Here is a 25,735-nt window from a genome sequence, read left to right as displayed (position 1 = left end):
CAACAATGTAACGAGCGAGGTTTGCTTTGGCGTATTATTTGCCTATTTTGTCAGTGTTTATTTTGGTTTTTAGTTTTTTACCGCTACTTAATAAAATTATTAAAAACCGCAGTGTATCGGGTGTATCACTGTTAATGATGACATTTGGTTTAGCGCAAAGTGTGTACTTTATTAGCTACAATCTTTATTTTGCTCGCTTTTATATTGCTTTGCCGTTTTTTGCGACAGGATTGTTGAGTGGTTTAATTTTATACTTTTTTGCCCGTTATAATGCCGCTAAACGTCAGAAGCTGCAGTTACTTGGCATGCTTAGTTTTTCGTTATTACCTTTTTTGTTGCTGTTAAATCCTAACCTAGATACTGCCTCTGTGCTAAACGGCTTAACTTATGTGGGCTTAATTATGAGTTCAGTACGGGTTATGCCACAAACCTATAAAACACTGCGAACAGGGAATATTAGTAACCTGAGTGCGCGCTATTTTAGTTTGCAATTTATAGCAGGTATCTGTGGTTTGTTTGCAGAGCTAGCCATGCCAGTGCAAAGTACTTCGCATATATTAATGTTTATTATGATATTGCTAACTAATGCGCTGCAATTTGCGTGTATGCAGTATTATCGCGTACGTCCTGTGATGGCATAAAATTATAGTGACCGTTAATTTCATTTGTGGCACTTTGAGTGACCAATAAATAAAAAGTGCCCACTATGAAATTAACTATCCATCAAATCGATGCGTTCAGCAGTGAACTGTTTAAAGGTAATTATGCTGCCGTGATCCCATTGGAGTCTTGGCTTAGTGATGATCTTATGCTGAATATCGCTTCGGAAAACAATGTGTCTGAAACCGCTTTTACTTGTCAGTCGGCAAATGGAAGCTTTGCGATACGTTGGTTTTCGCCATTAATGGAAATTGATTTTTGTGGCCATGCTACTTTAGCGGCGGCCTATGTGCTTTGTGAGCAACATAGTATATCGCAGGTGTGCTTTAGCGCAGAGGCTGTGGGCAAACTGATTGTTAATAAAAATAACGATGGCAGCTTTGCTATGACCTTTCCTAAACAAGCCCCTGAAGAGGTTCAGCTCATCCCTGATGCTCTATTAGCTGGCCTGTCTATACAACCTGTTAAAGTGCTGAAAAACCGCCAAGCTTATTTTGCTATTTATGATAATGAGCAGCAGGTTGTAGATCTGAAAACAACCAATGAACAACTAAAAAAATTAGCCCCATTAGATGTGGTTGCAACAGCACCGAGTGTTGAGTATGACTTTATTTCTCGTTATTTTTGGCCTGCAAGTGGGGGGGATGAAGACTTTGTAACCGGCTCAATTCATACTGGGCTTGCCCCTTATTGGGCAGGGCAGTTTGGAAAAAATTCTCTCAGTGCTTATCAAGCCTCACAACGAGGCGGGAAACTTTACTGTGAAGTGTGTGATACAACAGTAACTTTGACGGGTCATGCCGTAAGGTACCTTAAAGGTACTATTTACCTTTGAGTTAGTGTAAAAAAGGCCGCGTAAAACGTGGCCTTGGTTTACTCAGTGTTATTTATGCTTCTAGCGCTTTGCTAATTAAGCGGTCGATATATTTTTTATGTGCTTTGGTTGCGGTGTCTGCACCCCATGCAACATCTTGATCGGCTATTTGAGTTAGCTGATATAGCGCAGCTGTTTTTGCTAAGTTATCGTATTTACTTGCTTTTTTTAAGCCTGCAATTGCAATAAGCTGATTTACGTATTCAATCTGTAAATTATGACTGACTGAATTAGCATTTTTACTATCAACAAAAATACTTGCAGTTAAATCCCCCATAAATTGCGTAAGGCTGTATTCATTACCATATAAAGCGGTATCTGAAATACGCAGTAACACAGCAGGATGCAGTAGTTGCGCTAATACACCTTTTTGCATGCCTAAAATCATTTTATGCGGTTTAGGGTCTTCGTTTTTACCGTAATGATTAAACCCACGACGCTGCTGCTGCATAAAGTTATACAATGGCTGCATGCTTTGCAGTACATTTGGAGCAAACACATACTCAGCTAAAATAGCCATTGCTTGGGTTTGACGCTCAAGTGGTACCGGTGTAAAAGGCTTTGCTGCATTTTCATCGCCCACGACGGCACGCTCTACATAAACCCCTCCAATTTGACGAGATACCACGCCTGCTTGTGCACGATACTGGCCAAATAGGCTGTTAGCTGAAGTAACAAGCTGTTGGTAAGACTCACCTTTTACTGTAGCTTTGTCTTTAAGTTCTGAAAAGAGTGTATTGATCAGTGCCATTCTATCTGCGCCGTAAGCTGCAGGGTTAGACGACAAGTCACCTATCATCACGCGAGGGTCTATATGGCGGCCAGGGGCACGCATGTCGTCGGCATCGTTACCAAAGGAAAGCGCATGTTCGCTTGAGCGAGCGAGTATTTTATCAAGGCGAGCTTGCTCTGCAGCTTCATCTTTAAGCGCTGCGCTGTAGCCGTAATTTATTGCCCAATCATCGTATGGACCTGGTTTAGTTTGGAAAATATCGCCTTGAGTCACACCCGTTGGCGCTATATTTGCTGGCGCATAATCCATTACCGAGCCGGTAATTATGCCTTGGGTTTTACTTTTGTCGTGAACTTCTTTCTCATCCCACAAAATAGAAGACTTCATGTTGTGATTAAGACCTAGAGTATGCCCTACTTCATGTAAAACCAGCTGAGTTAAGCCTTGGCGTAACATTTGGGTATCTTCAATATCAGCGCCATTTGCTAAGCCCTTGGCCATTATTAGGCTTTGCTGTAATTCATGACCTAAAGAGCAATTGAGTTCTGAATAGTTGGTTGGCTGTGTATGGCTCATCGTGCCTTGAGTATAAAGCGTATCGTATATCCAGCGGTTTTTCATAAATACAAACTCAAGCATAATGTCTGAGCCTAAAATTTCACCGGTTAACGGGTTCGCTAATGCTGGCCCATACCCACCAAACGGTGGTTTGGGTGATGAAGTCCAGCGTAGTACGTTATAGTTAATATCGCCGGCATCCCAATCGGCATCGTCAGGTTGTATTTTTACTTCGAGCGCATTTTTAAAGCCTGCTTTTTCAAACGAGGTGTTCCAAGCAAGTACGGCATCACGCACGGTGTCACGCCATTCAACCGGTGTAGTGTTTTCTATCCACCAGGTAATCGGCTTTACTGGCTCTGAAAGTGCTGCGTTTGGATCTTTCTTTTGCAAATCCCAGCGCTTAATGACATCTTGGTATGGCGCCCAGTCGGTTGACGTCATTTTATCAAACTGATTGGTGAAATAACCAATGCGCGCATCATCAAAACGAGGTTGGTAATTGTTTTCTGGTAAAGCCACAAATGAATGTTGTACTTTTACCGACACACTTCGAGGATCGCTTACAGCACCTGAACCTCGAACGGTTGGACTGCTATTGGTAAAAACATAATCGACAACCACATCTAGGTTGTTAGGGTATGGGCGCTGTTTGATGATGCGTGATTTTTTATCGTCTAATTTACCTACTTTAAAACGCTTTTTAGCATTTTTATCGTTCGGGTTAGGCGTAGGAGACACTTTATGTAGCGCTTCACTTAAAAAAAGCTTATTTACATTAAAGGCTATTTTACCTTCTTCTTGCTTTTCTATTTTTATACTTGCAAGCACGGCTTCGCTAATGTTTGCCTCGCTGGCTTTAGCTAGCGCGCTATTTTCGTTAAATAAGTAGCGAGGGGTTTTACTAATAATATCAATACGATCAAAGTATTTTCTAAATTCAATCAGCTTTGTTTCACGATACGACCCACGAAAATGACCCGCATCAGTTACACCATCAATGGTATGCGCAAAGTACACAAAGGGCGTATCGAGCTGTGACTCGTTAATTACCATTAAGTGATCGCCGGTTTTTTCATCTTGGTAAAGATTAAAAATACCCGCAAATTCGGTTTGCCCTTTAATCATTTCAGTTAATGTTTGTGGTTTCTTTTCTTCTTTTTTTTCTGCTGCAACAGCATAGCTGCCACTAAGCGCTATACTCAGCGCCAAGGTAAGTGTGGTTAATTTCATCGTTTGGTCTTTTTTAGTTGTTAATATAACTTTACTGTACGGTGTGTCATGCTTTTTCGCACAGTATGATTAATAAATACTAACCTAAAGTGATTAGCTTTATGATTTATAATGGTAAAAGATTGTAACAATACATTTATAAAGCGGCTTAACAGTGCTTTTGACTTACCTTTTATTTGCGGAAGAAGACCTTGTTTATACCTTTTTGTAACAGTTGCTTACAAATGTCACGTTAATGTTTCATTAAGCTTTGGTATCATAGTGCTAATAGTAATTTGGGAGAAATAAACAGATGCAAGGTAATGTACTTAGATGGGCTTTTCCATTTGTAGCACTGGCATTAGGTGTTGCTGGTTTTGTTGCAATTAATGCGATTGCAAAAGAGTCAGACAAAAAAGAAGTCATAGACACTCGACCAACGGTGCAGGTTGAAGCCGTTTCCGCTAACAACCATCAAGTTATCATTAATAGTTATGGTGAAGTGCAGCCGCTTGAAAATACCCAGCTTTCAGCGCAAGTGTCAGGTGAAGTCGTCAGCTGGCATCCGAGCTTTGTAGCAGGTGGGGTTGTGGGCCGCGGTGAAACCCTATTTACAATTGAAAAAGACAACTATGAGGCCGCAGTATTGCAAGCTGAAGCTGAACTTGCCCGCGCTCAAGCGGTGTTAATTGAAGAGCAAGCGCAAGCCAAAGTAGCAGAAGACGAAGCAAAACGTTTCCCAAATAAAGCACGTACAGATTTATTTTTACGCAAACCACAAGTGCTGAGTGCGCAAGCATCAGTTAAGTCGGCGCAAGCAGCATTAAAAAGAGCCCAACGCGATTTAGATAATTGTGAAATCACTGCACCATACGATGCGTTAGTAGTGAGTCGTAACGTAGGTGTAGGCCAGTTTGTCAGTATGGGCGCTCAAGTTGCCGAGCTGAATAATATTGAAACCGCTGAAGTGATTATTCCGATCGCTGGCTTTGACAGTGTGTTTTTACCTGAGCGTGTTAAAGGGGTAACGGCAACGGTTATTAAAACAGGATTAAATGGGTTTGCTCGTCAAGCAGTAATAGACCGCGATTTAGGGATTGTTGATAACGCGACTCGCATGAGCAGTTTAGTGGTAAGAATTGAAGATCCTTATGGGCTTACTAATCAGCAGCCTGCAATTAAATTTGGCACTTATGTACAAGTAAACTTTGCCGGCACTATGCTCAATAATATTTATCGTTTACCGCAAGAGTTAGTAAATAACCAAACCGTGTGGGTAGTCAATGATGAGCAACAGTTAGAGCCGCGTAAGGTGAAAGTAATTCGTGAAGAAGGTGAATATTTTTATATTAGCGATGGCTTAGAAGCCAACGACAAGCTTGTTACTACCTTGCCGGAATATCCACAAAAAGGCATGGCAGTAAAAATAGCCGGTTTAACAGAGACTAAAAATACAGATGCAGCAGAAAACGCATCCACTGAAAAACTTTAAGGTAGGGTGAGTTATGAATAACATAGAACAGCCCAATACAACCAAACAAACAGGGTTAATTGCTTATTTTGCTAACAACTCTGTTGCTGCCAATTTAATGATGTTTTTTATTATTGTCATGGGGCTTATAAGCTACTTTACCATTCAGCGACAAATGTTCCCCAATATAGAAGTTAACTATATTACTGTAAATGCAAACTACCCTGGGGCGTCGCCACAGGAAATTGAAGAAAGCATCTTAATAAAAATTGAAGAGTCGTTAAAAGATATAACTGAGATAAAAAAAGGGGTGTATCGCGCTTTTCGTAATGGGGGTTCTGCCAGCCTTGAAATTAATACTGACGCAGAGCTCACCGACGTTCTCGATAAGGTCAAGCTGCGAGTAGATGGTATTGCAACTTTTCCAGCGGGAATGGAGCCGGTTACCATTAGCCAAATAGAGTTTCGCCAAGATGTAATTGGTATGACGCTCGTTGCCGACCTACCGCTAAATGAACTTAAGCCAATCGCAAATCAGGTTGAAGATGAATTATTGCAGTTATCGAATGTATCTTTAGTGGTAAATGATGTGCCACTGGATGAAATTGCCATAGAAATAGAGCCCGACACACTTCGTCAATATAATTTAACCTTATCGGATGTAGCGAACGCGGTACGTCGTTATTCGGCTAATTTTTCGGCGGGACAACTAAAAACTGATGCGGGTGTTATTTCGGTTCGAGTAGAAAATCAGTTTTATTCTGGTGAAGAGTTTAGGCAAATTCCGGTAAAAATTGGCGCCAATGGTGCCAAAGTGTTGCTACAAGATATTGCTATAATCAAAGATCAGTTCGTTGAAGGTGAGCGTTACTTTAAATTTAATGGCGAAAACGCGGTTTATTTATCGGTAAAAGCCACCGAAGATCAAAATATTATTCCGGTGGCCGATTCTGTTAAAGCCTACATGGACCAAAAAAATAAAGAACTACCATTGGGTGTGCGTTTAGAGCCATTAATGGACATGACATACTACCTTAATGCACGCTTAGATATGATGAAAGCTAATTTGCTGCAAGGGGCTATTTTAGTTGCCATTATGCTTTCATTATTTTTACGTTTTAAGCTGGCACTGTGGGTAATGATTGGTTTGCCGGTATGTTTTTTAGGGGCGATGATGTTGATGCCATTATTTGGCATCACGATTAATATTGTGTCTTTGTTTGCCTTTATTATGGTACTGGGAATTGTGGTGGACGACGCCATAGTCATAGGTGAAAGTGCCTACACCGAAATAGAGAAAAAAGGCGGCGGTGTTGTTAATGTAGTGAATGGCGCAAAACGAGTTGCCACCCCGGCGACCTTTGGTGTACTAACAACCATTGCGGTATTTGCGCCGTTTACGCTTTCAAGCGGCCCTGAAAGTTCCTTTTTTATAGGTATTTCAGTGGTGGTGATTTTATGTTTAATATTTAGCTTGATTGAATCAAAGCTGATATTACCAGCACACATTGCGCATACTCACTTTTCACCTATTAACCCTGACGGTTGGCGAGCACGCTTTAATAAGCGCTTTTTTGGCTTTGTGAATGGGCCGTATAGGCGGTTTATTGTTAATTGTATAAAGTGGCGTTGGACGGTGCTGTTTAGTTTTATTGCGCTACTAATTTTCACCTTTGCGTTAATATCGTCAAACCAGGTGAGAATGATCCCATCGCCTAAAGTGCCGCATGACTTCCCGCAAATTAATGTTGAAATGAATGATAATGTATCAGACATCCAAACCATTAATGCTATTCGTCAAATCGAAGCTATGGTGCTTGAAATAGATAAGCAAACCGAGCGCGAAGAAGGGCAAAAGATGATTCGCGATGTATTGGTATTTAACCAAGGTCGTACAGAGGCGCAGTTATTAGCGCCATTGGTTGATGAAGATTTACGCCCTTATAATGCCTTTGAGCTTTCGCGCCGCTGGCGTGAAGCGATGCCTAATATCGCGGGTGTTAAATCACTAACTATTCAGGATGACGTTGGCGGTGGAGGTGGCGGCGGTAACGGTGAGTTTGGTTACTTACTGTATGGCTCTGATATCGATACATTGAATGAAGCAGGGCGTCGCTTTATTGGGTTATTGCAGCAGCAAGAAGGCTTATTTGATATAAGCTCTACCATTGACCCTGCTAGCAAAGAAGTACAAATGAGCTTAAAACCAGTCGCCTTTGACTTAGGGTTAGATTTGGCCTCAATTGCAAATCAAGTAGGCGCGAGCTTTTATGGTGGCGAGGCGCAACGTGTTATTCGCCGCGGTGAAGAAGTACGGGTGATGGTACGTTACCCTAAGCTTACTCGCGAAGCGTTTTCATCGCTTAAACACGCGGTTATCACCACGCCCCAAGGCAAAGAAGTATTGCTAGGAGATGTGGTTGAGCTAACTGAAACCCCTGGTATTAGTTATATTCGTCGTGAAGGCGGTTATCGCACTGTGTATGTTTACGGCAATATAGATGAAGAAGTAATTGAGCCGGGTGAAGTGGTTAAGCAAGTAAAAGAAAACCTATTGCCACAACTACAAGATGAATACCCCAGTGTTAAGTCAGAACTAGGTGGTGCAATTGAAGAACAGCAGGCGCAAGCTAATGAGCAACTGCTATTTTTTGCTGGTGGTATGATTTTAGTTTATATACTACTTGCCGTACCGTTAAAAAGTTACTCACAACCTCTCATTGTAATGTCGGTTATTCCATTTAGTTTAACGGGGGCAATATGGGGTCATTTTTGGTTTGGTTTAGATATTAGTTTAATGTCGGGTTTTGGTTTAATTGCTGCTGCAGGGGTGGTTATTAACGACTCTTTGGTGATGACTGATTTTATTAATCAGGCGCGTCGAGCTGGTATCAGTATAAAAGATGCGGTTATTGAAGCAGGCTGTGCACGCTTTAGGCCCATATTACTTACCTCAATTACGACCTTTGCAGGGGTATTGCCGATTATGTTTGAAACCAGTTTACAAGCCAAATTTGTAATACCTATGGCGGTAGCTCTGGGCTTTGCGGTTATGTTTGCAACACTGATCACCCTTATTTTGGTGCCATGTTTGTATATTATTTTAACCGACATAGGCGCGCTATTTAAGCGCCCGTTCGCAAGTAAAAAAGCGAGCGTAAGTTAACATCACCCAGATCATGTAGCTGAAAAAAGCCAACCGTTTATAAAGCGGTTGGCTTTTTTGTTTTATGCTCATTAGTGCAAACTTTAGTATTGTTTTTAAACTCTGGTTACATTCTTTTGTTTGATTATTGCAACATTGCGAATTACAATCAGTCGGTATTGGTATTACACAATGGTTTTTAGCCTAATACTTTAGTTAACGCATATTAGCTCATGAGCTAGTTTGCCTGTTGAAAGCCATATGTTATGGGCGACGTTTGACTCTTTAAGGTGTTGCAGTGTTTATACATTCATCATTAACATGTGGAGAATGGTTAACTATTGGTTGTCTTGGGCTCGATCAGTATAGCCAGCTCTTTGTTGGTGATACGGTTAGTGTGAGCTTTTACGATGAGCATGGCGAATTAACTCAGCTAGCGTTTGATTATGAAATACTCTCTCCAGAGCAGGGCGAACCGCATGCTTGGAGTTTGCTGGTGGTTGAGCATATTAATATGCATATTCCGCTTGTGTGCGCTGGCAGAATGACAGAGCAAGGATTGGTGGTTGCGTACCGACATAACAAAATATTTGCACTTGAAAGCAGTGGTATTTGTAGCGCGGTGGTTCACTTTAATCGCGCTGAAAAAAATAAAAAATTAATCACAGTCAATAGCCTTGGATACGACGCGGTTTATCCTCAAAATGGCGATATGTACAGTGCGGGCACCAAAGTATTACAGCCAAAAACAGGGCATATATACCAGTGTAAGGCATGGCCATTTAGTGAGTTTTGCCGTGTGAATGAGAATAGCGCTATGTTTGAGCCAGGCGTTGGTGAAAGCTGGGCGATGGCTTGGCAGCAAATACAGTAAATCAACTTCCCTTAGGTATAACGACAACAATAAAAATTCTCGTAGTTTTTAGTTATCGAATTTATACCGCTTTAGCCCACTCAACTATGAGTGGGCTTTTTTATTTTTATGATAAACTGATCGCCATTGTTATTTTTTAAGCGGTTTTTTTGTGTCTTCTTCTGATTATTCTTTAAGCTTATTACCTAATTTCCCTGTTGCTAAAAAGCAAGCTCATGCGCTGACTACTCATGCTAAAACACGCAGTGATGATTATTATTGGATGCGCGATGATGAGCGACAAAATGCCGATATACTCGCACATTTAGCGCAAGAAAATGCCTATTGTGATGCACAATTAGCTGCCATTAAGCCACTACAAAATACATTATTTGAGGAGCTTAAAGGTCGTATTGTAAAAGACGATAACACTGTACCGGTAAAAGACGGCCAGTATTGGTATCACTCAGAGGTTCGCGGAGATGATGAATATGCGCGTCATTATCGCAGCAGCAGTATGGCAATGGCTGATAAAGAGCTACTACTTGATGTTAATGCACTTGCCAATGGCTATGAGTTTTATGAGTTAGGGGAAGTGGCGCTGAGCCCCAACGAGCAATTAATGGCTTACTCTGAAGATACCGATGGCAGACGGATATACACAGTACGGTTTAAAGATTTAAGCAGCAATAAAATGCTCGACGATGTACTTGAGATTACCGAGGGGCAAGTGGTTTGGGCGAACGACAATAAAACCGTATTTTATGTAAAAAAGGATTTAAAAACCTTATTAGGTTATCAAGTTTTTAGACATGAACTAGGGACTGAGCAACACCAAGATGTGCTGGTATACGAAGAGCAAGACAGCAGCTTTTTTATGGGCTTAGGTAAAAGTCGTGATGAAAGCTTAATTATTATTGATTTAGCGAGCACAGAAACTAACGACATGTGGGTGCTTGATGCCAATCAACCGCAAGGTGAGTTTACCGCTTTAATGCCGCGCGAAGAGGGGCATGAATTTGATATCGATAAGCTTGGTGATACTTTTTATATAGTGACTAACTGGCAGGCCAAAAACTTTAGATTAATGACCGCAACAAGCGACACCATTGCTGATAAAAACCAGTGGCAAACACATACCCCTCACCGTGAAACTGTATTATTAGAAGGCGTTGAACTATTTAACGACTTTTTAGTGCTTAGCGAGCGCGAACAAGGCCAAGCACGCTTTGTTGTGGTTAATCAAAACGCCGAGCGAATGAACCTTGAGTTTGATGATCCTTGTTACTACGCCGCTATTGCGATGAACCCAGAGCCAAGTGTAACCCATGCACGCATTTACTATTCAAGCTTAACAACGCCAGGCTCGCTTTATAATGTTGATTTAACCACCGGTGAAAAAACCTTACTTAAACAACAAAAAGTACTTGGTGATTTTAACGCAAATGACTACCAGTCAGAGCGACTTATGATAAGTGCCCGTGATGGAGTAAAAGTACCCGTGTCGTTGGTATATCGTAAAGATAGCTTCAAAAAAGATGGCTCAAATCCGTTGTTTCAATATGGTTATGGCGCGTATGGGATCACCATAGATCCTAGTTTTTCGAGTACGTCACTGAGTTTACTCGACCGTGGTTTTGTCTATGCGATTGCGCATGTGCGTGGAAGCGAAATGCTAGGACGTTCATGGTACGAACATGGTAAAAAACAGCATAAACAAAATAGCTTTAATGACTTTATAGATGTAACCAAAGCGCTCACAGAGCAAGGATACGGCAACAAAAGTAAAGTGTTTGCCTCTGGTGGCAGTGCTGGGGGGTTATTAATTGGAGCTGTGGTAAATCAAGCGCCTGAGCTTTACTGTGGAGTGGGCTGCCATGTGCCATTTTTAGATGTGCTCACCACAATGTTAGATGAAAGCATTCCGCTTACAACAAATGAGTATGATGAATGGGGTAACCCAAATGACCCCCATTTTTACGACATTATTGAAGCGTATTCACCGTACGACAATATTAGTGCGCAACACTACCCCAATATACTGGTGACAACCGGTTTGCACGACTCACAAGTACAGTATTGGGAACCAATGAAATGGGTGGCTAAAATGCGTGAATATAAAACCGATGATAATATTTTAGTGTTTAAAACCGACATGGATGCAGGGCATGGAGGGGCATCGGGTCGCTTTAAGAGCTTAGAGGAAAAAGCGCTAGAAATGGCCTTTTTTATCGCTTTGTCATAGCCCGTAAATGATTGTTACAAAAAAGCCTCAGTAATAACTGAGGCTTTCTATTTTTTAAAATAACTTAATCTAGGTAGGCTTTTAACATCCACACTAGTTTTTCTTGCTCTTTAATGTAGTCACTCATTAATGACGCGGTACCTTCATCATCAGCTTCAGCGGCTTGTGCAAGAATATCGCGCTGCATTTTAATTAAGCTGCTGTATCCGGCAAGTAAGTTCTCTACTGCGGTTACGCCGTCGCTGATCCCTTTTGCTTCTTTAATTTCACTTACTTCTAAGTAATCTGAAAACGCATGTAGCGGTGCACCATCAAGCGTTAAAATACGTTCTGCGATTTCATCTACTTTTAACAGTAGTAAGTTATAAATTTCTTCAAACTTTAAATGTAATTCAAAAAAGTTTCGGCCTTTAATATTCCAGTGAAAACCGCGCGCATTCATATATTGAATTTGATAGCTGCTTAAAAGCGTATTCAGTGACTTAATAATATCTTCACTTTTTGTACTGTTTAAACCAATTGCATTTACTTGCGACATACTTTGCTCCTTAAATAACCGTTTTATGAATTTGTTTACACCTTGTTCAATACAGTCAGTATTGCCTAAGATAGTGTATTAATAAAATCGTTTATACATATTGGTGTCATAGCTAAAAGCTATCACCTTAGCTCGACTTTTTAAATAAGTTAGCTAACGCTGTTCAATAGATATGGGTTGTGTTTATAAAAATACTACCTTGAGCAGCGAAATTGTTTATTTTGTGAGTACAAAATATGATCTAAAACAAGCTTTTGACAGGCGCAGCGCACACTTATTTTATTTATTGATGTAGGTCAAAAAACGCTCATAAGTAAAGCGCATAATCACTATAGCCCAACTTGATAGGGATCACTTTATTGAGTTAAGGGGCTACTTGATTAGATGCGGAGAGAAATTATGGAAGCTAAAACACGTAAAGAAAATAAAGCTGAACTCATCGTTATTGGTATTGCTTTGCTAGGGTTTGTATTAGGGTTAGTTGCGCACTTAGCGGGTGCGAGTTTTGCAAACTCTGATGCCTTTGGCTATATTGCTGCACCAATGCCGCTGGTGTTGGGTATTATATTTTTGATCAGCTACAAAGTGGCGGCTGCAGCCGAGGACTAAATGTCCTCATTCAAGCGCTCAAGAATATAATTAACGACTTGGCGTGAGTAAATCATACTGGTATGGCTTAAGTGAAATACCTTATGTTCGGCCATACCCTTTAGCTTGGTTTCATCTAGCAATACAGTGCCATCAGAGCGGCTGCTTTTTACAATGAGTGGCATTAAGCCAATCGGTAAATCGCCAGCAATGCTATAAAGTTTGGCATTAAATGGCCAATCGCCATTTTCGGTCAGTAGAAATTCCACACTGTTTTTTAAAAATACATCAAAGCCTTTTTGCTGCATTCTGCGGGCTATATGGCTGCCAGTATGTGGCGTACCTAAGGTGATCACCTTTTCAACATGGTGACTTGGCGCTGAGTTTGCCTCTAAATAGGCGCGGGCAACTAAGCCTCCCATAGAGTGGCAGACTAAAGCAGAAGGCTCATTGCTAATAAACTCATCTATTTGCGTAAAAATAGCATCTCGATTAGGGTCACGCGTATTGTAGGTTAAGTTTAAAACTTTAACCCCCGACTCCTCCAAGCGTGAGCACAATGGGCGCATAACCAAGCCAGACATATATAAGCCATGTAAAACAATCACGTGTTTAACTTTCATACGCCCCCTAATACCAATTTTATTAAAAACATGATCATTCTAGCGTATTAAATAATCCGCTACCTACGTTAAAAATTATTTATATAGAACAACTATATGTCACAATTTTCGCCTTGTTACCGACTTATTTACTTGTCGCTATAATAGATAACTAATTTAATGCAATTGGTATAACCTATTCTAGTTACATTAATTGCTGAGGTTTTATCTCAATGTTAGTGGTGTCGGTATTAACCCAAACTTCACCATCTTGAATAGTAATAGCCAATTTAATATTACGATCAACCAACGCAGCTAATAGCTGAGTAGCAGCATAATCAAGGCTAAAAATACTTAAGTTTTTAAACTCGTATAATTTAGGCTGATGCTTTTGCCACCAAATAGCTTGGTTATTTTCGCCATAGGTATATAAAACTACTTTTTTCGCTTTATTACAGGCTTTTTTAAGGCGCTTTTCATCAGGCAGCCCCAGCTCAATCCACAGCTCTATTTCTTCACTGTAATTGACATGCCAAAGCTCCGGCTCATCATCAGCACATAAACCTTTAGTAAACTCTAATCCATCACAGCTATTAAGTGCAAACGCTAGTAAGCGGATCATCAAGCGCTGCTCAGTTTCTGAAGGGTGTTGTGCCAAGGTTAAATTAAAGTCTTGGTATACGTGACGGTCCATATCGCTAAGCGATAGTTGCGCTTTAATAATGGTAGATTTGAGAGCCATAATATCTAATCTGAAAAAATTTGCGCCAGTATAGCGCAATTAAATGAATTGCCAGTTAAAATAGCTACAAATTATATGTTAGGAGTTAAAAATGGCTATCCAGTGGTTCCCTGGGCGCTTGTATTAACTTCCGTGCCGCTCCGTAGTGTTACTTAAACTCCTTAAAAAACATGTGTTTAATCTGTTTTTATTCCGTATTTGTCCAGTCTAATCTTGTTGCTTCTACTATTTTTAGTACCCACGTTAGTACCCATGAGATTATGTTTTATATATACTAGTCTTAATCATCATTATGGAGCTTATTATGGCTAGGCCTGTAGTTCGTCTAACGGATAAGAAAATAAAATCAATTACTAGTACAGGCAAAGAACAAACGCTTTCTGACGGTGGCGGTCTTCAACTGCGTGTTTTACCTAGTGGTACTAAATCTTGGCAATTTAAGTTTAAAGATCCAATAAGTGATAAATTTAATAAATTACCCCTTGGGCTTTATCCAGCACTATCGCTTGCTAACGCACGTACTAAAGCTATTGAGTATCAAGAACTACTAGCGCAAGGTATTAACCCAAAGGCATATGAGCTTGCAAAAAAGCGAACAGAGAGCCGAAAAGCTGCGAATACTTTTTTAGCTGCTGCAGAGCTTTGGTTTGAACGAAAACAGCCTACTGTGACCGCTCATCACGCAGCTAGGGAATGGCGAACACTTGAGATGTATATTTTCCCGAAAATGAAGGGCATGCCTTTAGAAAGCATTACAGCGATTGATACCATTGAAATTCTCAGGCCACTTGAGGCTGACGGTAAACACTCTACAATCAAGCGTATTTGCCAAAGCTTAAACCAGATCATGGATTACTCGGTAAATCATGGCTTTATCAATGCCAATCCACTAGCAAAAATTATAAAAGTATTTACTAAAAATAAAGTAGAACATATGGCTACTATTAAGCCTGAAGAGCTCCCTGATTTTTTAACGGCTGTGAATAACTCTCAAACCATTCAGGACAAAACCAAGCTTTTAATTTTGTGGCAGTTGCACACAATGACTCGTTCAAAGGAAGCCGCAGGCACTAAGTGGGCAGACATTAATGTTGAAGAGGCTGTTTGGGTGATTCCTGCTGAAGAAATGAAGCGTAGAAGGGCTCACAGAGTGCCTTTGACGCCTGCTACTTTGGCAATACTTGAACAAATGAAACCACTCAGCGGTCACCATGAATATGTATTCCCGAGTGAGCGTAATGAAAAGGGCCATGCAAGCACTTATACGGTCAATGCCGCGATTAAACGCAGTTTGGGTTACAAAGATAAGCTGGTGGCTCATGGCTTGCGCTCAGTTGCATCTACAGCTCTTCATGAGGAAGGTTACGACAGCCTTTTGGTCGAAGCCTGCCTAGCCCACGCAGATGAAAACGAAACAAGAGCGGCATATAACCGCTCTGATTATTTAGAGCAACGCAGGCCAATAATGGCTTGGTGGAGTGATCTGATTGAGCAGGCTAATTCAAAGTAATAGGAGCTAATCAAGCATTGTTTTAACTAGTTCATTGAGGGCTTTTTTTTCAGTGGTATTTTGATCTTTAGCGTAGTTGGTTAGCTTTTTTTGGTTTGCTTTGGTTAAGCCTAACGGGCTACTACTTTTTTGACGAAACATTTTCTGTTTATGTGCGTTGTATAATGATGTGTTTAGTTCAGCTGTTGTTGGGAGCTTATCCTCATATTTGTTAATAAAACGACCAACTTTATTGCTGGAACCTATTATAGGGCTTGTTGTTTTAAATTTTTGATATTTAAAGTCTACTTCAGGCCAGTTGCGAATATGTACTTCACCTTTACGCTTGAGGCTAACCATAAAGAGATATTTTAGTCTGGATCGAAAAATATATGATGGCTCAATAGTTTCGTATGGGTAATAGGTATCGGTGTAAATGATACAAGGCATATATGCATCATTGATGAACTTGAATTCATTAAGCTCAACTAGTTCAATGTCTGACGGTTTGAAGAGGTCCATAGTGTTGGGGGTGGCGTTTTCTGTTTCATTACTATTTTTAGTTATAGTTTCATTACCATAATAGTTTAAATCGATTTGAACATCCAAACTTTTAGTTGTAATGATATGATCGAATATTGGGACTTTAATTGCTTCTATAAATCTCCCTTTTAAGTGCTTCCAATTACTTATCAAGGCAATAACAGACCAATAAATTGTCTCATTATCAATTGGTTTAATGAATTGGAAAGCTATTTTTTCCTCTGCCGCCTCATCTATTTTTTCTGTTAGATAACGCCAAATCCAGCTACATGTTTCTTCATCTTTTATATCTAACCAGGGAAGTAGGCTTTTACCTGTTACAAACTGTGAATAGTCTCGTTTCATCGTCAGTAAATAGTCTTGTTTAACTCCTTCATTGCAAAGTGAGGCATCAAAAATTCTAATGATTAGAGGGTAAATCTCTTTAACGTTACAAGCAAAATCTCGAAAGTACTTATTTGGGGGGGCGTAGTAATAGCGTTTAGGAGGGTTAAATTTCAAGTAAAAAAATACCCAGCATAACTGTTTTGGCTCACTATCTGACAGCCAATTGAAACTCTCAATAGGTAGAATATTTGCAAAGTAACTCTTCATTAACTTTCTCAATTCATACTTGAGACGCCATCCTGTTTCATTAATGGATTCATTTTCCCAACACTGAATAATATAGCGAGCTTCTTTAATGTTTTTAGGAAGTTGATTTACCTGAAACAACTCAGTGTGATGAATATATTTAACTAACCACAAGAGCGATCTTTCATCATTTTTGAATGTGTCTAGCCATGACATTTTTGTAATTCCTTATTAAGTGAAGTTCATTTATAGCATAACTAAAGCATAATTTATAAGTGATTTATTCATAAAAAATCAAACTATATATAGTAAAAAATACGTAACTAAGATGCTTTGTATGAGCACGTTTTTACTGGGGTTAGCTGTTTTTTGGTGTTTATTTTCTTAGTTTTTATTTTATGATCTATCGCATGCTAGTTTTGAAAAAGCAAATATTAAGCTTTGTAGGCAGATGAATTGATCCCGCATCGGTACTACTTTTCTCTTTTTTCTTTCTGTTAAATTCAACTCAACAGCCTATGGTTTTTTGATTCATACCACACAAATCTGATGGGTTGTTTTTCTGTATAGGTAATATATACACGGCACTATCTCTCCAACATATTAAGGAATAATGGATAAATAATTACTAAGGAGACACCTCTTATGTGACTAATTAAATTAAGAGGAAATTATGAATAAACGTCATCCAGTTAATAGGAACTTAGTGATAAACAAAGTAGGGTTCTATAAAAATATTCCTGTATGGAATAAAGGAGACTTGATACAAAATTATTTAATATCTATTGAGCAGGTTCTAACTCAAAGCCTGAATGAACATCCTAGAACTTTGGCTATTAGATTTGATTTAAGATTTCCAGTTAGCTTTGGGATTATTGATCAAATCGCAAGTTTACAAACATCGAATATATCGAGCTTTTTTAAGAGTCTTGATCTAGAAATAAAGCGTGACGTTAAAGATAAAATTAAAAGAAACGGTAATGCTCACCATAGTAGTTTGAGATATATATGGGTTAAAGAGCAAGATAGCTCTTGCATGCCTCATTATCATGTTGCGATTTTTCTGAATAAAGACACTTATTATGGTTTAGGGAATTATCAAGGTAATGGTGATAATATGGCTTCTCGTATAATAAGGGCCTGGGCCAAGTCTATAGGGATTGAAACCTATGATGCGGGTAAGTGTGTAGAGTTTCCTGATAATCATACATACAGGCTTAATAGGAACAGTGAAAACTTTGCAGAGGATTTTGAACAGCTATTCTTTAGAGTTAGTTATTTTGCAAAAGTTGATACAAAAGCTTTTGGTAGTAAAGATAATTATTTTGGTTGCAGCAGAAGGTAATCAACTTCCCATTAAGCTAATCAACGAGGTTTTGAGACCTTCAATTAGCTTAATAAGCTAAAACCCTTAGTATATAAGGGGTGGCAAGTTCTCATAATACCATTATGAGAACCTAAAAATAAACGGTGTTATTACAATTTAAAAGAGTGCTCATTTAGAGCACTCGCATTTGACTAATCAAACAAACTAGCAATGCCAGCAACTATCCCTCCAGCAACAGCTAGAGGGACTGTAACAGGCGCAGACGCAACACCAGCACCAATTACTATTGCGCCAGATGTAAGTGCTCCAGCGGCTGCTCCGGAACTTATAGCCACAGCTGTTCTGCTTACACTAGAGTCACTACTGCCAGTTATCTGTTTTGATAACTCATTACCGACTAAGCCGCACGAAACGGCTTTATTTAAAGACATAATGTTTTCCTTTTAGTTAAGTATCACGAGCACCAGAATGGCGCTGTTAGGGTTTATAGCTCTAGTTCTTCAAAGTCTTTGTCTATTTCCTCCTGTGTTATGCCTATGTAACGAAGTGTGGTTGCTTCGGAGCTATGGCGGAGCATTTTCATTACTCGGGCGATGTCATGGGTTTTCTGATACAAGTGATAACCGCGTGTTTTACGCATTGAGTGAGTCCCCAAATGAATATTTAGTTCTTCACCTACTAGCGCAAATGCTTTTGTGACAGCTCTGCGTGATAGCGGTCTAGGCTTTGAATTAATCGCTTGTTGATTGCGGTATGATTGAAATAAGTAGATGTGGTGTGGATGAGTTAGTTTAATTTCGTTGATCAAGGTAAGCGCCTTATCATTTAGCTTTATTTCAGCTAATTTCGAGGTCTTTGACTCATAAATAATCAATCTGTTGTTACTTATGTCAGTAAATTTCACTGCAAGTAAGTCAGATATTCTAAGTGCGAGATTTAAGCCAATATTCCATATCTGGCTCATTTGTCTTGAGCAACGCTTTTCTAGTAAATAGCTAACGAGCCTTACTGTATCAAGATCTTTAACTGCTTGTACTTCAGCCATAAAGCCCCCGTTACTCCGTCGTAACCGTTACTTGATAACAACCTGTGTTGTAGTACTCAACAAAGTTTGAAATGAATAGGTCTAATAGCTCTTTACCTTCCTTAGCGTTCAACCAACCAGCTAAAAAGTGATAAACCTGCTTAATGCTGAAGCACACATCAATTTCTTTTATCAGTTCAGGGGTATGACGGCCCTGATACGAAAAGTCAGTAATATAAATAAGCTGCCAGCTGGTGGCCTTCTTTTCTAATCTAACCTCTACAGGGTGAAAGCCTCCAGCTTCAGGGCTGTAATCTGGATCTCTAAAGTTAAGTGTAACCGCCTTAGCTGTTCCTACAGAATCACCTCTATTAGCAACTGCGCTTACAATCACACCAATAAAAGAGTCAGTCACTTTTAAGCCTGCTACTTGCTCTATTTTTAACGCCATATTTAACTCCTTTAAATTAAACCATGTTCAGCAAATGAATACGTGCTCTCGCCAATGATGATGTGATCAAGCACTGATACATCAATTAGGTTAAGTGCCTGTTGAAGCTTGGTAGTAATAAGCTTGTCTGCTTGAGATGGGGTGGTAACGCCTGAAGGGTGGTTATGCGTCAATATAACGGATGCAGCATTAAGCTCCAACACCTCTTTAACGACTTCTCTAGGGTAAACACTAGCTGCGTTAATAGTGCCTCTAAATAGCTCTTTAAACTCCAGTATGCGGTTCTGGCTATCTAAAAAAAGTACGGCAAATACTTCATGTTCATGTATCGCGAGTTTATGTTTTAAGTACTCTTCGCAATCATTAGGACTATTTAAAACACCATCACGAAACTGCTTCTGAGCGATGATGTATGCAGCGGCTTCTAGTATCTGCTCATCATTTACTGGGTGTTTAAATTCATATAACGACTGTTGACCTTGCATTATTAATTCCTCTTAAGTGGTTTATGCAAGTTAGTGATGTATATGTGTAAGTTTTTCATTTGGAAGGCGTAAAAAAATACTGCCCCCGGAAAGGTTATGTACTAATAACTAACCGGAGAAATTCCATGCGTTTAATTAAACTGAAAGAAGTGATGGCAAAAACATCACTGGGTCACTCGAGTATCTATAAATTTATTTCTGAGGGTACTTTTCCTAAGCAAGTCTCGTTAGGTGCTAAGTCAGTGGCTTGGGTTGAGTCAGAAGTGGATGAATGGATAATGGAAAAAATAGTGAGTAGGGAATAGTGGGGGGAAGATCAAACAGATCGTTTACATTTTTTAATTATCTTGTATTGTTGAACTTGGAAAAAATTACAAGGACTGCTAGTAATATGGAAATTACATGTTAAGTGGAAAGTTTAGTACATCAGACTTACCTGAGAAGTACCACGATATTATATTAATAACTGCTCATTTACATCGTTTCAAAAAAGATAGGTTATCTCCTTCTCTACACAAAAGCCTCTCAAATAGTGAAAAACAACAGTTAAGTGATGTAAAAAAGTTTTTTATAGAGAAAAATAAGGCTAAAGTAAGAAAAGAGACAACTGAAAACAAATTAAATCTTTTCGACAAAGACCTATCCCTATCCCTATCTGTAATTGTTCATTTAGATTCCGCATTAGAGCAGATAACACTTCCTGAAGACTTAATGTTAATTAAGCAAAAAGCTGAGCTGTGCTTAGGGATGCGTCCAACTGTAGGTGAATTTTTAGCTAAAAATGTTGATAGCTTTTATAACCTTTCTAAAGAGGAGGTTTTAGCTTTACAGTCATTTTACAAAAGGGGTCTAAAAGAGGATAAAGCTAAAAAGAAAATAAAAATCACCGAGGACTTTTATGACCAATCAATTAATACTTCTATTATTTTAAATGCTCCCCCAGGTTGCGGTAAAACCCATAGCATAGTCCATCGTTTAGAATTCCACTTATCACAACTAGAACAGTATTTTGATGCTCGAAAAATTCTTATTTTAAGTTTTACTAGAAACGCAGTCAAAGAGCTAAAAGGACGCATAAATAGTATTGCGAATAATTCTAAGCAAAAAAATTTAGATTTAGTGAAAGTCCAATCATTCGATTCATTTGCATATCAGGTTCTTTTGAATCAAGAAGATAATGCACCCAAAGATGACTTTGAAGAAAATATAGTAAAAGTTAAAGCTATCTTGTTAAACAACTACCTAGGAGGGAACACGATATTAGATGAGATTCAATGGATTTATATTGATGAGTATCAAGATTTAGTAGGGTGTAGAGCTGATTTAGTTTTAGAGTTGACGAAATTTATTTTGAAAAAACATGGTTCAGTGAGCTTGTTGGGTGACCCTTGCCAGCAAATAATGAATTTTCAAATAGGCCATCGTAACGAGACAACAAGCACTTCATTTATAAGTACATTTAGACAACTTGTAAGTAGTAATACAAAAACAATAGAGTTATTCAAAAGTTACCGATTTAAAACAGAGCAACAATGCGAGTTAGTTAATAATCTTCGAGAGGAAATACTTCAAAATAAAGAAGTTATTATTGGTACTAGGTTTGCGCAAGTGATCCCACTAACATCTTTAAATAAAGGGGGAGCGATATTATGCATAAGAAATATTGATTGCTTGCTTATTAAGCTGGAATTGGAAAGATTAGGCCAGCATTGCTCAATAAACTATGGTTGTGAAAGAATCCCTGCCCCAAGTTGGATATACACAATTTTTGCATTTTGGCAGCAGCGTAGTATGTCTAAATCTTCCTTCCGGTCAAAATGCCACCAAAAGCTTAACTCTGACTCTGAAGTCGAGATCGAATACCTTCAAAAATTAGGTGTTTACAGTAAAGGTTTGATTCAAGTTGATCTGCTCGTTCGCGTTCTAGAAGAGCGAGGCGGAGTAGAGTGCAATATTAATCCCCCAAGCATCACAGTAAGTACGGTCCATAAAGCTAAAGGGTTGCAGTATCCTCATGTAGCATATTTTTCAAAGAGAAGAGAGTATGAAGCTGGTAGTGATGCTCTCAATGAGTTTTACGTAGCAGCTACAAGGGCTGAAAAATCTTTTAGTTATGTATATTCGAATGAAATTCCAAAAGTTTGGAGAAATAGTGCAGAAAGTCCTTACCTTTATGAAAATTCATGCTTTTTAGAGGGTATCAAAGAGATTGAATTGAGCAGCTTTTTTCATGGTATTACAAATATTTCGGAATACGATTTAAGAGCATGTATGTCTAAAACTATAAACTTTGAATTATTTAGTGAATATAAAAAAGTTTATGTCGTAGCAGCTCTTTCAGAAAGAACGAAAATAAAAATGTATAGAATGCCGAGGTTAGAGAAAATAAGCGAAATTAGGGATGGTCTAGCTAATAACAAAAAGCTTATACCTAAAAGCTTTTCAACATTTGTATATACCGGTGCTAGTAAGAGCTTAGAAAAATTACTAGGTCCTACTTGTTTAATCAATATGCCAATATTCGAAGGCTTATGGGAGTTTCGAAATGAAAAATAATAAATATAGTGATTCTCGAGAGAAATATTTGGCGGAAGTTTACAGGCAAATGATTGGGCCGTACGAACATGAAGAAAAATTAGATGTCGCACCATGGGACTTTTATCATACAGGTATGATTTGGCCTGCTGGTGAAAAAGTTAAGTTAGAAGATTACGATGAAGACAAAGAACATGATGTTGAAGCTAGTGACGGCTTTATGGACTTGGCTAATGCATCGCACCAAGGTGCAATTGGCTTCACTTGTTATGTTCGAAAAGGCATCACTAATGCTTCGGTTGAGCTTAGTTGGGCTACTTACAACGAAGAAAAAGTTGATAGTAAACCTTTTTGGAGAAGAGTCCCATTCAATAGAAAGCTAGAGTTTAATATTCTTGACCTAGACCCAGCGAAGCCATTAATAGAGGTAGATAACGTAACTTTCCGTCTAAAAATAAAAGAGGCACAAGACTTTCTTACTCTAACTTTCACATTAGTTAATCAAAAGCTTAAGTCATCAATTTATGGTGATGGAGTTCTTTATCAAACCAAGATAATTTTTGATACGGAATATTTAATTGAAGCTCCTGTTCGAAGCAATATAACAAATAATGATCCTGAGTTTTGGCAACATGAGCTAATTTACAGAGACTATGTACATTTCGCTACAGGACATGGTTGCGCGGTAGAATGGGATGGTATAAAACCTAATAGCCTTCGTACAAGTTGGATGCCTGAGAGTGTTGTTTATAAAGCATCTCCAGAAATAGTTGATTTAAAAAATACAAAGTCTCTATCCATGAGCTTTTTAGGAAGTAGCCCCAAAAGCGATGTTATTCAAGAGCTCAGTCATTTACCGCAGCTGTATGAGAAATGGATCAAGGAACAAGAATGTTCCATTGAGGGCACCCTTAAGAACTTTACTGGAGATAGAAAAACAAAGATAAAAAAAGTCGCTTTGGAAAATATTGATAATTGCGTTGAACAGTGCAACCGAATTAAAGAGGGAATTAATCTTTTAGCAAATAACGATAAGTTATTTATAGCCTTTCAGCTCGCTAATTTAGCTATACAGAAAAATATAGAATTAAGTGTTATCAAAAAAGGTGGTGATTTTAACTTTGAGCCTAGATGGAGACCTTTTCAATTGGCTTTTATTTTGCTTTCAACCCCCTCTACAGTCATAGAAGATCACAAAGATAGAGAGGTTATGGAGTTAATATGGTTTCCAACTGGTGGGGGTAAAACTGAGGCTTATTTAGGACTTACTGCATTACTTATTTTTTATCGTTATTTAATTGCGTCCTCTGTTGAAGAAGCCGCAGGTACTGCAGTTATAACTAGATATACATTGCGATTGTTAACTATTCAGCAGTTTGAAAGAGCCGCATTAATGATTTGCGCAGCAAATATAATAAAAAAACAGGTTCCTGAACTTCAGGAGTATAAAGATTTTGACATAGGCTTATTTGTTGGAGGTGGAGCTACACCGAATAGCTTACAGAAAGCACATGATTTACTGAGTATGGGAAGTGATGAGATCGAAACAACACTGCCTCTACAGAGTTGCCCAGTCTGCGGTTCACCATTAAATACCGAGCATCAGATTATTAAAAACAAGCAGCTAATTACTTGGTGTAGTAGCTCTGAGTGTTTATTCAACAGCGAGTCATCGCCATTACCTTTGATGGTCATTGATGAGCAAATCTACAATTCACCTCCAACCTTTCTCATTGGCACTGTTGATAAGTTTGCCAACATGCCGTTCACGCCCGAAATGGGAAGACTTTTGGGACGGAATACAAAAGCAGCGCCTCTACAATTAATAATCCAAGATGAACTTCATTTAATTAGTGATGCTCTTGGCACTGTAACGGCTTTATTTGAAACAGCAATCGATGAAATTGCAAGTATAAATAACAAAGTAAAGATTGTCGGATCAACGGCTACGATTCGTCGAGCTGAAGTTCAAGTAAGAAAGTTATTTAATCGGAAGTCCATGCAATTTCCTCCACCATGCCTGAACGTAGATGATTCATATTTTTATCAAAGTAATAAAAATGATCCCGGTCGATTATATGTAGGAGTTCACGCTCAAGGGCGTTCTCCTAAACATACTCTATCTAGACTAGCTGCAAATTGTTTTCAAGCTACAGAGTATACAGAAGAGCAAGTGCGAGATTCTTTTTATACATTAGTTATGTATTTTAACAGCATGAGAGAATTAGGTAGCTCATTATTGCTTTTAGAGGATGATGTTCCTAAATACCTTGAAGTTATGGCTGTCGATGAAGGTATTAATACAAGAAAAATTTCACGTTTCAGTGAATTGACTAGTAAGTTAACACCAATAGAAATACCTCAAATTTTAGACGAGCTCTCCGTAAAGTGGCCTATTTCTAAAGACAGCAATAAAGAGCCTATAGATGCAGTACTAGCTACTAATATGATTTCAGTTGGTGTTGATGTTTCAAGATTAGGTGCGATGATTGTAAATGGCCAGCCAAAAAATACATCTGAGTATATACAGGCTTCAAGCCGTGTTGGGCGAGATGATGGCGCCGCTGGTATTGTTTTTACTCTTTATAATTGGACGAGACCCAGAGATCGTTCTCATTATGAGAAATTTCATACCTACCACAGCTCGTTTTATAGGCATGTTGAGACTTCCAGTGTTACTCCATTCGCCTCAAGGGCGAGAGATCGGGCTCTTCATTCTGCTCTGATTGCTATGGTGAGATTAAAGATCCCTGAGTTTTATCCTAACGACAGTGCAGTTCGTATTTTGGAAGATAACCTTAGGCAGAAAGTTCGTCTCTTAATGAAGTCTATTTGTCAAAGGGTAAAAGCTACTGAGGAAGAGGAAGAGGAAGATACTAAGTTACACCTAGAAAATATTTTATTTGATTGGCAGGAAAAAGCTGAAAGATCAAACTCATTGAAATGGACGGCAATTAATAAATATGACCAAAGTAATTACTTAATAAAGCAAAAAGAAAATGGTAAAGATCCTTGGGAAATGCAGCGCTCAGTTCGCGATGTTGAAGGGCAAGTGAAAGTTAGTATGTATATACAGGATGTGTAATT

Annotated in this window: 21 protein-coding genes; 12 read left to right on the top strand and 9 right to left on the bottom strand. The window is 38.9% G+C overall.

The features are described 5' to 3' along the window. Positions 1 to 26: 26 nt before the first annotated feature. Together CWC30_RS11245 and CWC30_RS11240 are read left to right on the top strand one after the other, a co-directional pair. The gene (locus CWC30_RS11245) at positions 27 to 641 is read left to right on the top strand and encodes a PQ-loop domain-containing transporter (RefSeq protein WP_069438893.1); all 615 of its coding nucleotides are present in this window, start codon (positions 27 to 29) and stop codon (positions 639 to 641) included. A 65-nt stretch (positions 642 to 706) separates the two neighbouring features. Then, the gene (locus tag CWC30_RS11240) at positions 707 to 1,495 is read left to right on the top strand and encodes a PhzF family phenazine biosynthesis protein (RefSeq protein WP_138627123.1); all 789 of its coding nucleotides are present in this window, start codon (positions 707 to 709) and stop codon (positions 1,493 to 1,495) included. 52 nt (positions 1,496 to 1,547) lie between these two features. Here the strand turns inward: CWC30_RS11240 and CWC30_RS11235 are convergent, their stop codons facing one another. After that, the gene (locus CWC30_RS11235) at positions 1,548 to 4,058 is read right to left on the bottom strand and encodes a zinc-dependent metalloprotease (RefSeq protein WP_138627122.1); all 2,511 of its coding nucleotides are present in this window, start codon (positions 4,056 to 4,058) and stop codon (positions 1,548 to 1,550) included. A gap of 292 nt (positions 4,059 to 4,350) precedes the next feature. On the opposite strand from CWC30_RS11235, the gene CWC30_RS11230 reads away from it, so the two are divergent. From CWC30_RS11230 to CWC30_RS11215, 4 genes are all read left to right on the top strand, one after another. Then, entirely contained in the window at positions 4,351 to 5,529 is a 1,179-nt protein-coding gene (locus CWC30_RS11230; RefSeq protein WP_138627121.1) for an efflux RND transporter periplasmic adaptor subunit, read from the top strand. Between the two features lie 13 nt (positions 5,530 to 5,542). Then, on the top strand, positions 5,543 to 8,674 hold the full coding sequence (locus CWC30_RS11225) for an efflux RND transporter permease subunit (RefSeq protein ID WP_138627120.1): 3,132 nt from the start codon (positions 5,543 to 5,545) through the stop codon (positions 8,672 to 8,674). A 277-nt stretch (positions 8,675 to 8,951) separates the two neighbouring features. Next, positions 8,952 to 9,527, top strand: coding sequence for a hypothetical protein (locus CWC30_RS11220; RefSeq protein ID WP_013466224.1), 576 nt, complete (start codon positions 8,952 to 8,954; stop codon positions 9,525 to 9,527). 151 nt (positions 9,528 to 9,678) lie between these two features. Next, a complete protein-coding gene (locus CWC30_RS11215; protein WP_138627119.1) occupies positions 9,679 to 11,751 on the top strand; it encodes a S9 family peptidase in 2,073 nt (690 codons plus the stop codon). A 64-nt stretch (positions 11,752 to 11,815) separates the two neighbouring features. Here CWC30_RS11215 and CWC30_RS11210 read toward each other — a convergent pair whose 3' ends face one another. Then, positions 11,816 to 12,289 (bottom strand): Dps family protein, encoded by a 474-nt coding sequence (locus CWC30_RS11210; RefSeq protein WP_008112861.1) that lies wholly within the window; start codon positions 12,287 to 12,289, stop codon positions 11,816 to 11,818. A gap of 399 nt (positions 12,290 to 12,688) precedes the next feature. Here CWC30_RS11210 and CWC30_RS11205 point away from each other — a divergent pair, with 399 nt between their 5' ends. Next, positions 12,689 to 12,898: a hypothetical protein gene (locus tag CWC30_RS11205; RefSeq protein ID WP_016899028.1), complete on the top strand. Its 210-nt coding sequence runs from the start codon at positions 12,689 to 12,691 to the stop codon at positions 12,896 to 12,898. Here the strand turns inward: CWC30_RS11205 and CWC30_RS11200 are convergent. After that, positions 12,895 to 13,500, bottom strand: a complete 606-nt coding sequence (locus CWC30_RS11200; protein WP_138627118.1) for a PGAP1-like alpha/beta domain-containing protein — start codon at positions 13,498 to 13,500, stop codon at positions 12,895 to 12,897. The two genes, CWC30_RS11205 and CWC30_RS11200, sit on opposite strands and share 4 nt — an antisense overlap. 184 nt (positions 13,501 to 13,684) lie before the next feature. Continuing rightward, positions 13,685 to 14,221: a YaeQ family protein gene (locus tag CWC30_RS11195; RefSeq protein ID WP_008112865.1), complete on the bottom strand. Its 537-nt coding sequence runs from the start codon at positions 14,219 to 14,221 to the stop codon at positions 13,685 to 13,687. 304 nt (positions 14,222 to 14,525) lie between these two features. Here CWC30_RS11195 and CWC30_RS11190 point away from each other — a divergent pair, with 304 nt between their 5' ends. Further along, positions 14,526 to 15,731 (top strand): tyrosine-type recombinase/integrase, encoded by a 1,206-nt coding sequence (locus CWC30_RS11190; protein ID WP_138627117.1) that lies wholly within the window; start codon positions 14,526 to 14,528, stop codon positions 15,729 to 15,731. Positions 15,732 to 15,737: 6 nt separating this feature from the next. Here CWC30_RS11190 and CWC30_RS11185 read toward each other — a convergent pair whose 3' ends face one another. Further along, positions 15,738 to 17,042, bottom strand: coding sequence for a hypothetical protein (locus tag CWC30_RS11185; protein WP_138627116.1), 1,305 nt, complete (start codon positions 17,040 to 17,042; stop codon positions 15,738 to 15,740). Between the two features lie 457 nt (positions 17,043 to 17,499). Between CWC30_RS11185 and CWC30_RS11180 the strand changes: the two genes are divergently transcribed. After that, complete coding sequence (locus tag CWC30_RS11180) at positions 17,500 to 18,171, top strand: inovirus Gp2 family protein (protein WP_008108608.1); 672 nt, start codon at positions 17,500 to 17,502, stop codon at positions 18,169 to 18,171. 173 nt (positions 18,172 to 18,344) lie between these two features. Here CWC30_RS11180 and CWC30_RS11175 read toward each other — a convergent pair whose 3' ends face one another. From CWC30_RS11175 to radC, 4 genes are read right to left on the bottom strand one after another with little or no spacing between them, the layout of a single operon-like run. Then, positions 18,345 to 18,584 carry a hypothetical protein gene (locus CWC30_RS11175; protein ID WP_138627115.1) on the bottom strand — a complete coding sequence of 80 codons (240 nt, stop codon included), beginning with the start codon at positions 18,582 to 18,584 and terminating at the stop codon, positions 18,345 to 18,347. Between the two features lie 53 nt (positions 18,585 to 18,637). After that, positions 18,638 to 19,198, bottom strand: a complete 561-nt coding sequence (locus CWC30_RS11170) for a tyrosine-type recombinase/integrase (protein WP_036973950.1) — start codon at positions 19,196 to 19,198, stop codon at positions 18,638 to 18,640. A 10-nt stretch (positions 19,199 to 19,208) separates the two neighbouring features. After that, positions 19,209 to 19,628: a DUF2787 domain-containing protein gene (locus tag CWC30_RS11165; protein ID WP_138627114.1), complete on the bottom strand. Its 420-nt coding sequence runs from the start codon at positions 19,626 to 19,628 to the stop codon at positions 19,209 to 19,211. 11 nt (positions 19,629 to 19,639) lie between these two features. Continuing rightward, entirely contained in the window at positions 19,640 to 20,113 is a 474-nt protein-coding gene (gene radC / locus CWC30_RS11160) for a RadC family protein (RefSeq protein WP_138627113.1), read from the bottom strand. A gap of 125 nt (positions 20,114 to 20,238) precedes the next feature. Here radC and CWC30_RS11155 point away from each other — a divergent pair, with 125 nt between their 5' ends. From CWC30_RS11155 to CWC30_RS11145, 3 genes are all read left to right on the top strand, one after another. Then, positions 20,239 to 20,418, top strand: coding sequence for an AlpA family transcriptional regulator (locus CWC30_RS11155; RefSeq protein ID WP_138627112.1), 180 nt, complete (start codon positions 20,239 to 20,241; stop codon positions 20,416 to 20,418). A gap of 97 nt (positions 20,419 to 20,515) precedes the next feature. After that, a complete protein-coding gene (locus CWC30_RS11150; protein ID WP_138627111.1) occupies positions 20,516 to 22,669 on the top strand; it encodes a UvrD-helicase domain-containing protein in 2,154 nt (717 codons plus the stop codon). Further along, complete coding sequence (locus CWC30_RS11145; RefSeq protein WP_138627110.1) at positions 22,659 to 25,733, top strand: helicase-related protein; 3,075 nt, start codon at positions 22,659 to 22,661, stop codon at positions 25,731 to 25,733. The genes CWC30_RS11150 and CWC30_RS11145 overlap by 11 nt, the downstream gene beginning before the upstream one ends. Positions 25,734 to 25,735: the final 2 nt, after the last annotated feature.

Source organism: Pseudoalteromonas sp. S4741, assembly GCF_005886135.1.
GTDB lineage: Bacteria > Pseudomonadota > Gammaproteobacteria > Enterobacterales > Alteromonadaceae > Pseudoalteromonas > Pseudoalteromonas tetraodonis.
The sequence above is the reverse complement of the archived record's forward strand: the minus strand, read 5'-3'. Positions and strand labels throughout refer to the sequence as shown.

Excerpts from the sequence above, each read along its gene's own strand:
- CWC30_RS11240 (WP_138627123.1), top strand. The coding sequence starts at position 707 with ATGAAATTAACTATCCATCAAATCGATGCGTTCAGCAGTGAACTGTTT.
- CWC30_RS11235 (WP_138627122.1), bottom strand. The coding sequence starts at position 4,058 with ATGAAATTAACCACACTTACCTTGGCGCTGAGTATAGCGCTTAGTGGC.
- CWC30_RS11230 (WP_138627121.1), top strand. The coding sequence starts at position 4,351 with ATGCAAGGTAATGTACTTAGATGGGCTTTTCCATTTGTAGCACTGGCA.
- CWC30_RS11225 (WP_138627120.1), top strand. The coding sequence starts at position 5,543 with ATGAATAACATAGAACAGCCCAATACAACCAAACAAACAGGGTTAATT.
- CWC30_RS11210 (WP_008112861.1), bottom strand. The coding sequence starts at position 12,289 with ATGTCGCAAGTAAATGCAATTGGTTTAAACAGTACAAAAAGTGAAGAT.
- CWC30_RS11205 (WP_016899028.1), top strand. The coding sequence starts at position 12,689 with ATGGAAGCTAAAACACGTAAAGAAAATAAAGCTGAACTCATCGTTATT.
- CWC30_RS11200 (WP_138627118.1), bottom strand. The coding sequence starts at position 13,500 with ATGAAAGTTAAACACGTGATTGTTTTACATGGCTTATATATGTCTGGC.
- CWC30_RS11195 (WP_008112865.1), bottom strand. The coding sequence starts at position 14,221 with ATGGCTCTCAAATCTACCATTATTAAAGCGCAACTATCGCTTAGCGAT.
- CWC30_RS11190 (WP_138627117.1), top strand. The coding sequence starts at position 14,526 with ATGGCTAGGCCTGTAGTTCGTCTAACGGATAAGAAAATAAAATCAATT.
- CWC30_RS11185 (WP_138627116.1), bottom strand. The coding sequence starts at position 17,042 with ATGTCATGGCTAGACACATTCAAAAATGATGAAAGATCGCTCTTGTGG.
- CWC30_RS11180 (WP_008108608.1), top strand. The coding sequence starts at position 17,500 with ATGAATAAACGTCATCCAGTTAATAGGAACTTAGTGATAAACAAAGTA.
- CWC30_RS11175 (WP_138627115.1), bottom strand. The coding sequence starts at position 18,584 with ATGTCTTTAAATAAAGCCGTTTCGTGCGGCTTAGTCGGTAATGAGTTA.
- CWC30_RS11170 (WP_036973950.1), bottom strand. The coding sequence starts at position 19,198 with ATGGCTGAAGTACAAGCAGTTAAAGATCTTGATACAGTAAGGCTCGTT.
- CWC30_RS11165 (WP_138627114.1), bottom strand. The coding sequence starts at position 19,628 with ATGGCGTTAAAAATAGAGCAAGTAGCAGGCTTAAAAGTGACTGACTCT.
- radC (WP_138627113.1), bottom strand. The coding sequence starts at position 20,113 with ATGCAAGGTCAACAGTCGTTATATGAATTTAAACACCCAGTAAATGAT.
- CWC30_RS11155 (WP_138627112.1), top strand. The coding sequence starts at position 20,239 with ATGCGTTTAATTAAACTGAAAGAAGTGATGGCAAAAACATCACTGGGT.
- CWC30_RS11150 (WP_138627111.1), top strand. The coding sequence starts at position 20,516 with ATGTTAAGTGGAAAGTTTAGTACATCAGACTTACCTGAGAAGTACCAC.
- CWC30_RS11145 (WP_138627110.1), top strand. The coding sequence starts at position 22,659 with ATGAAAAATAATAAATATAGTGATTCTCGAGAGAAATATTTGGCGGAA.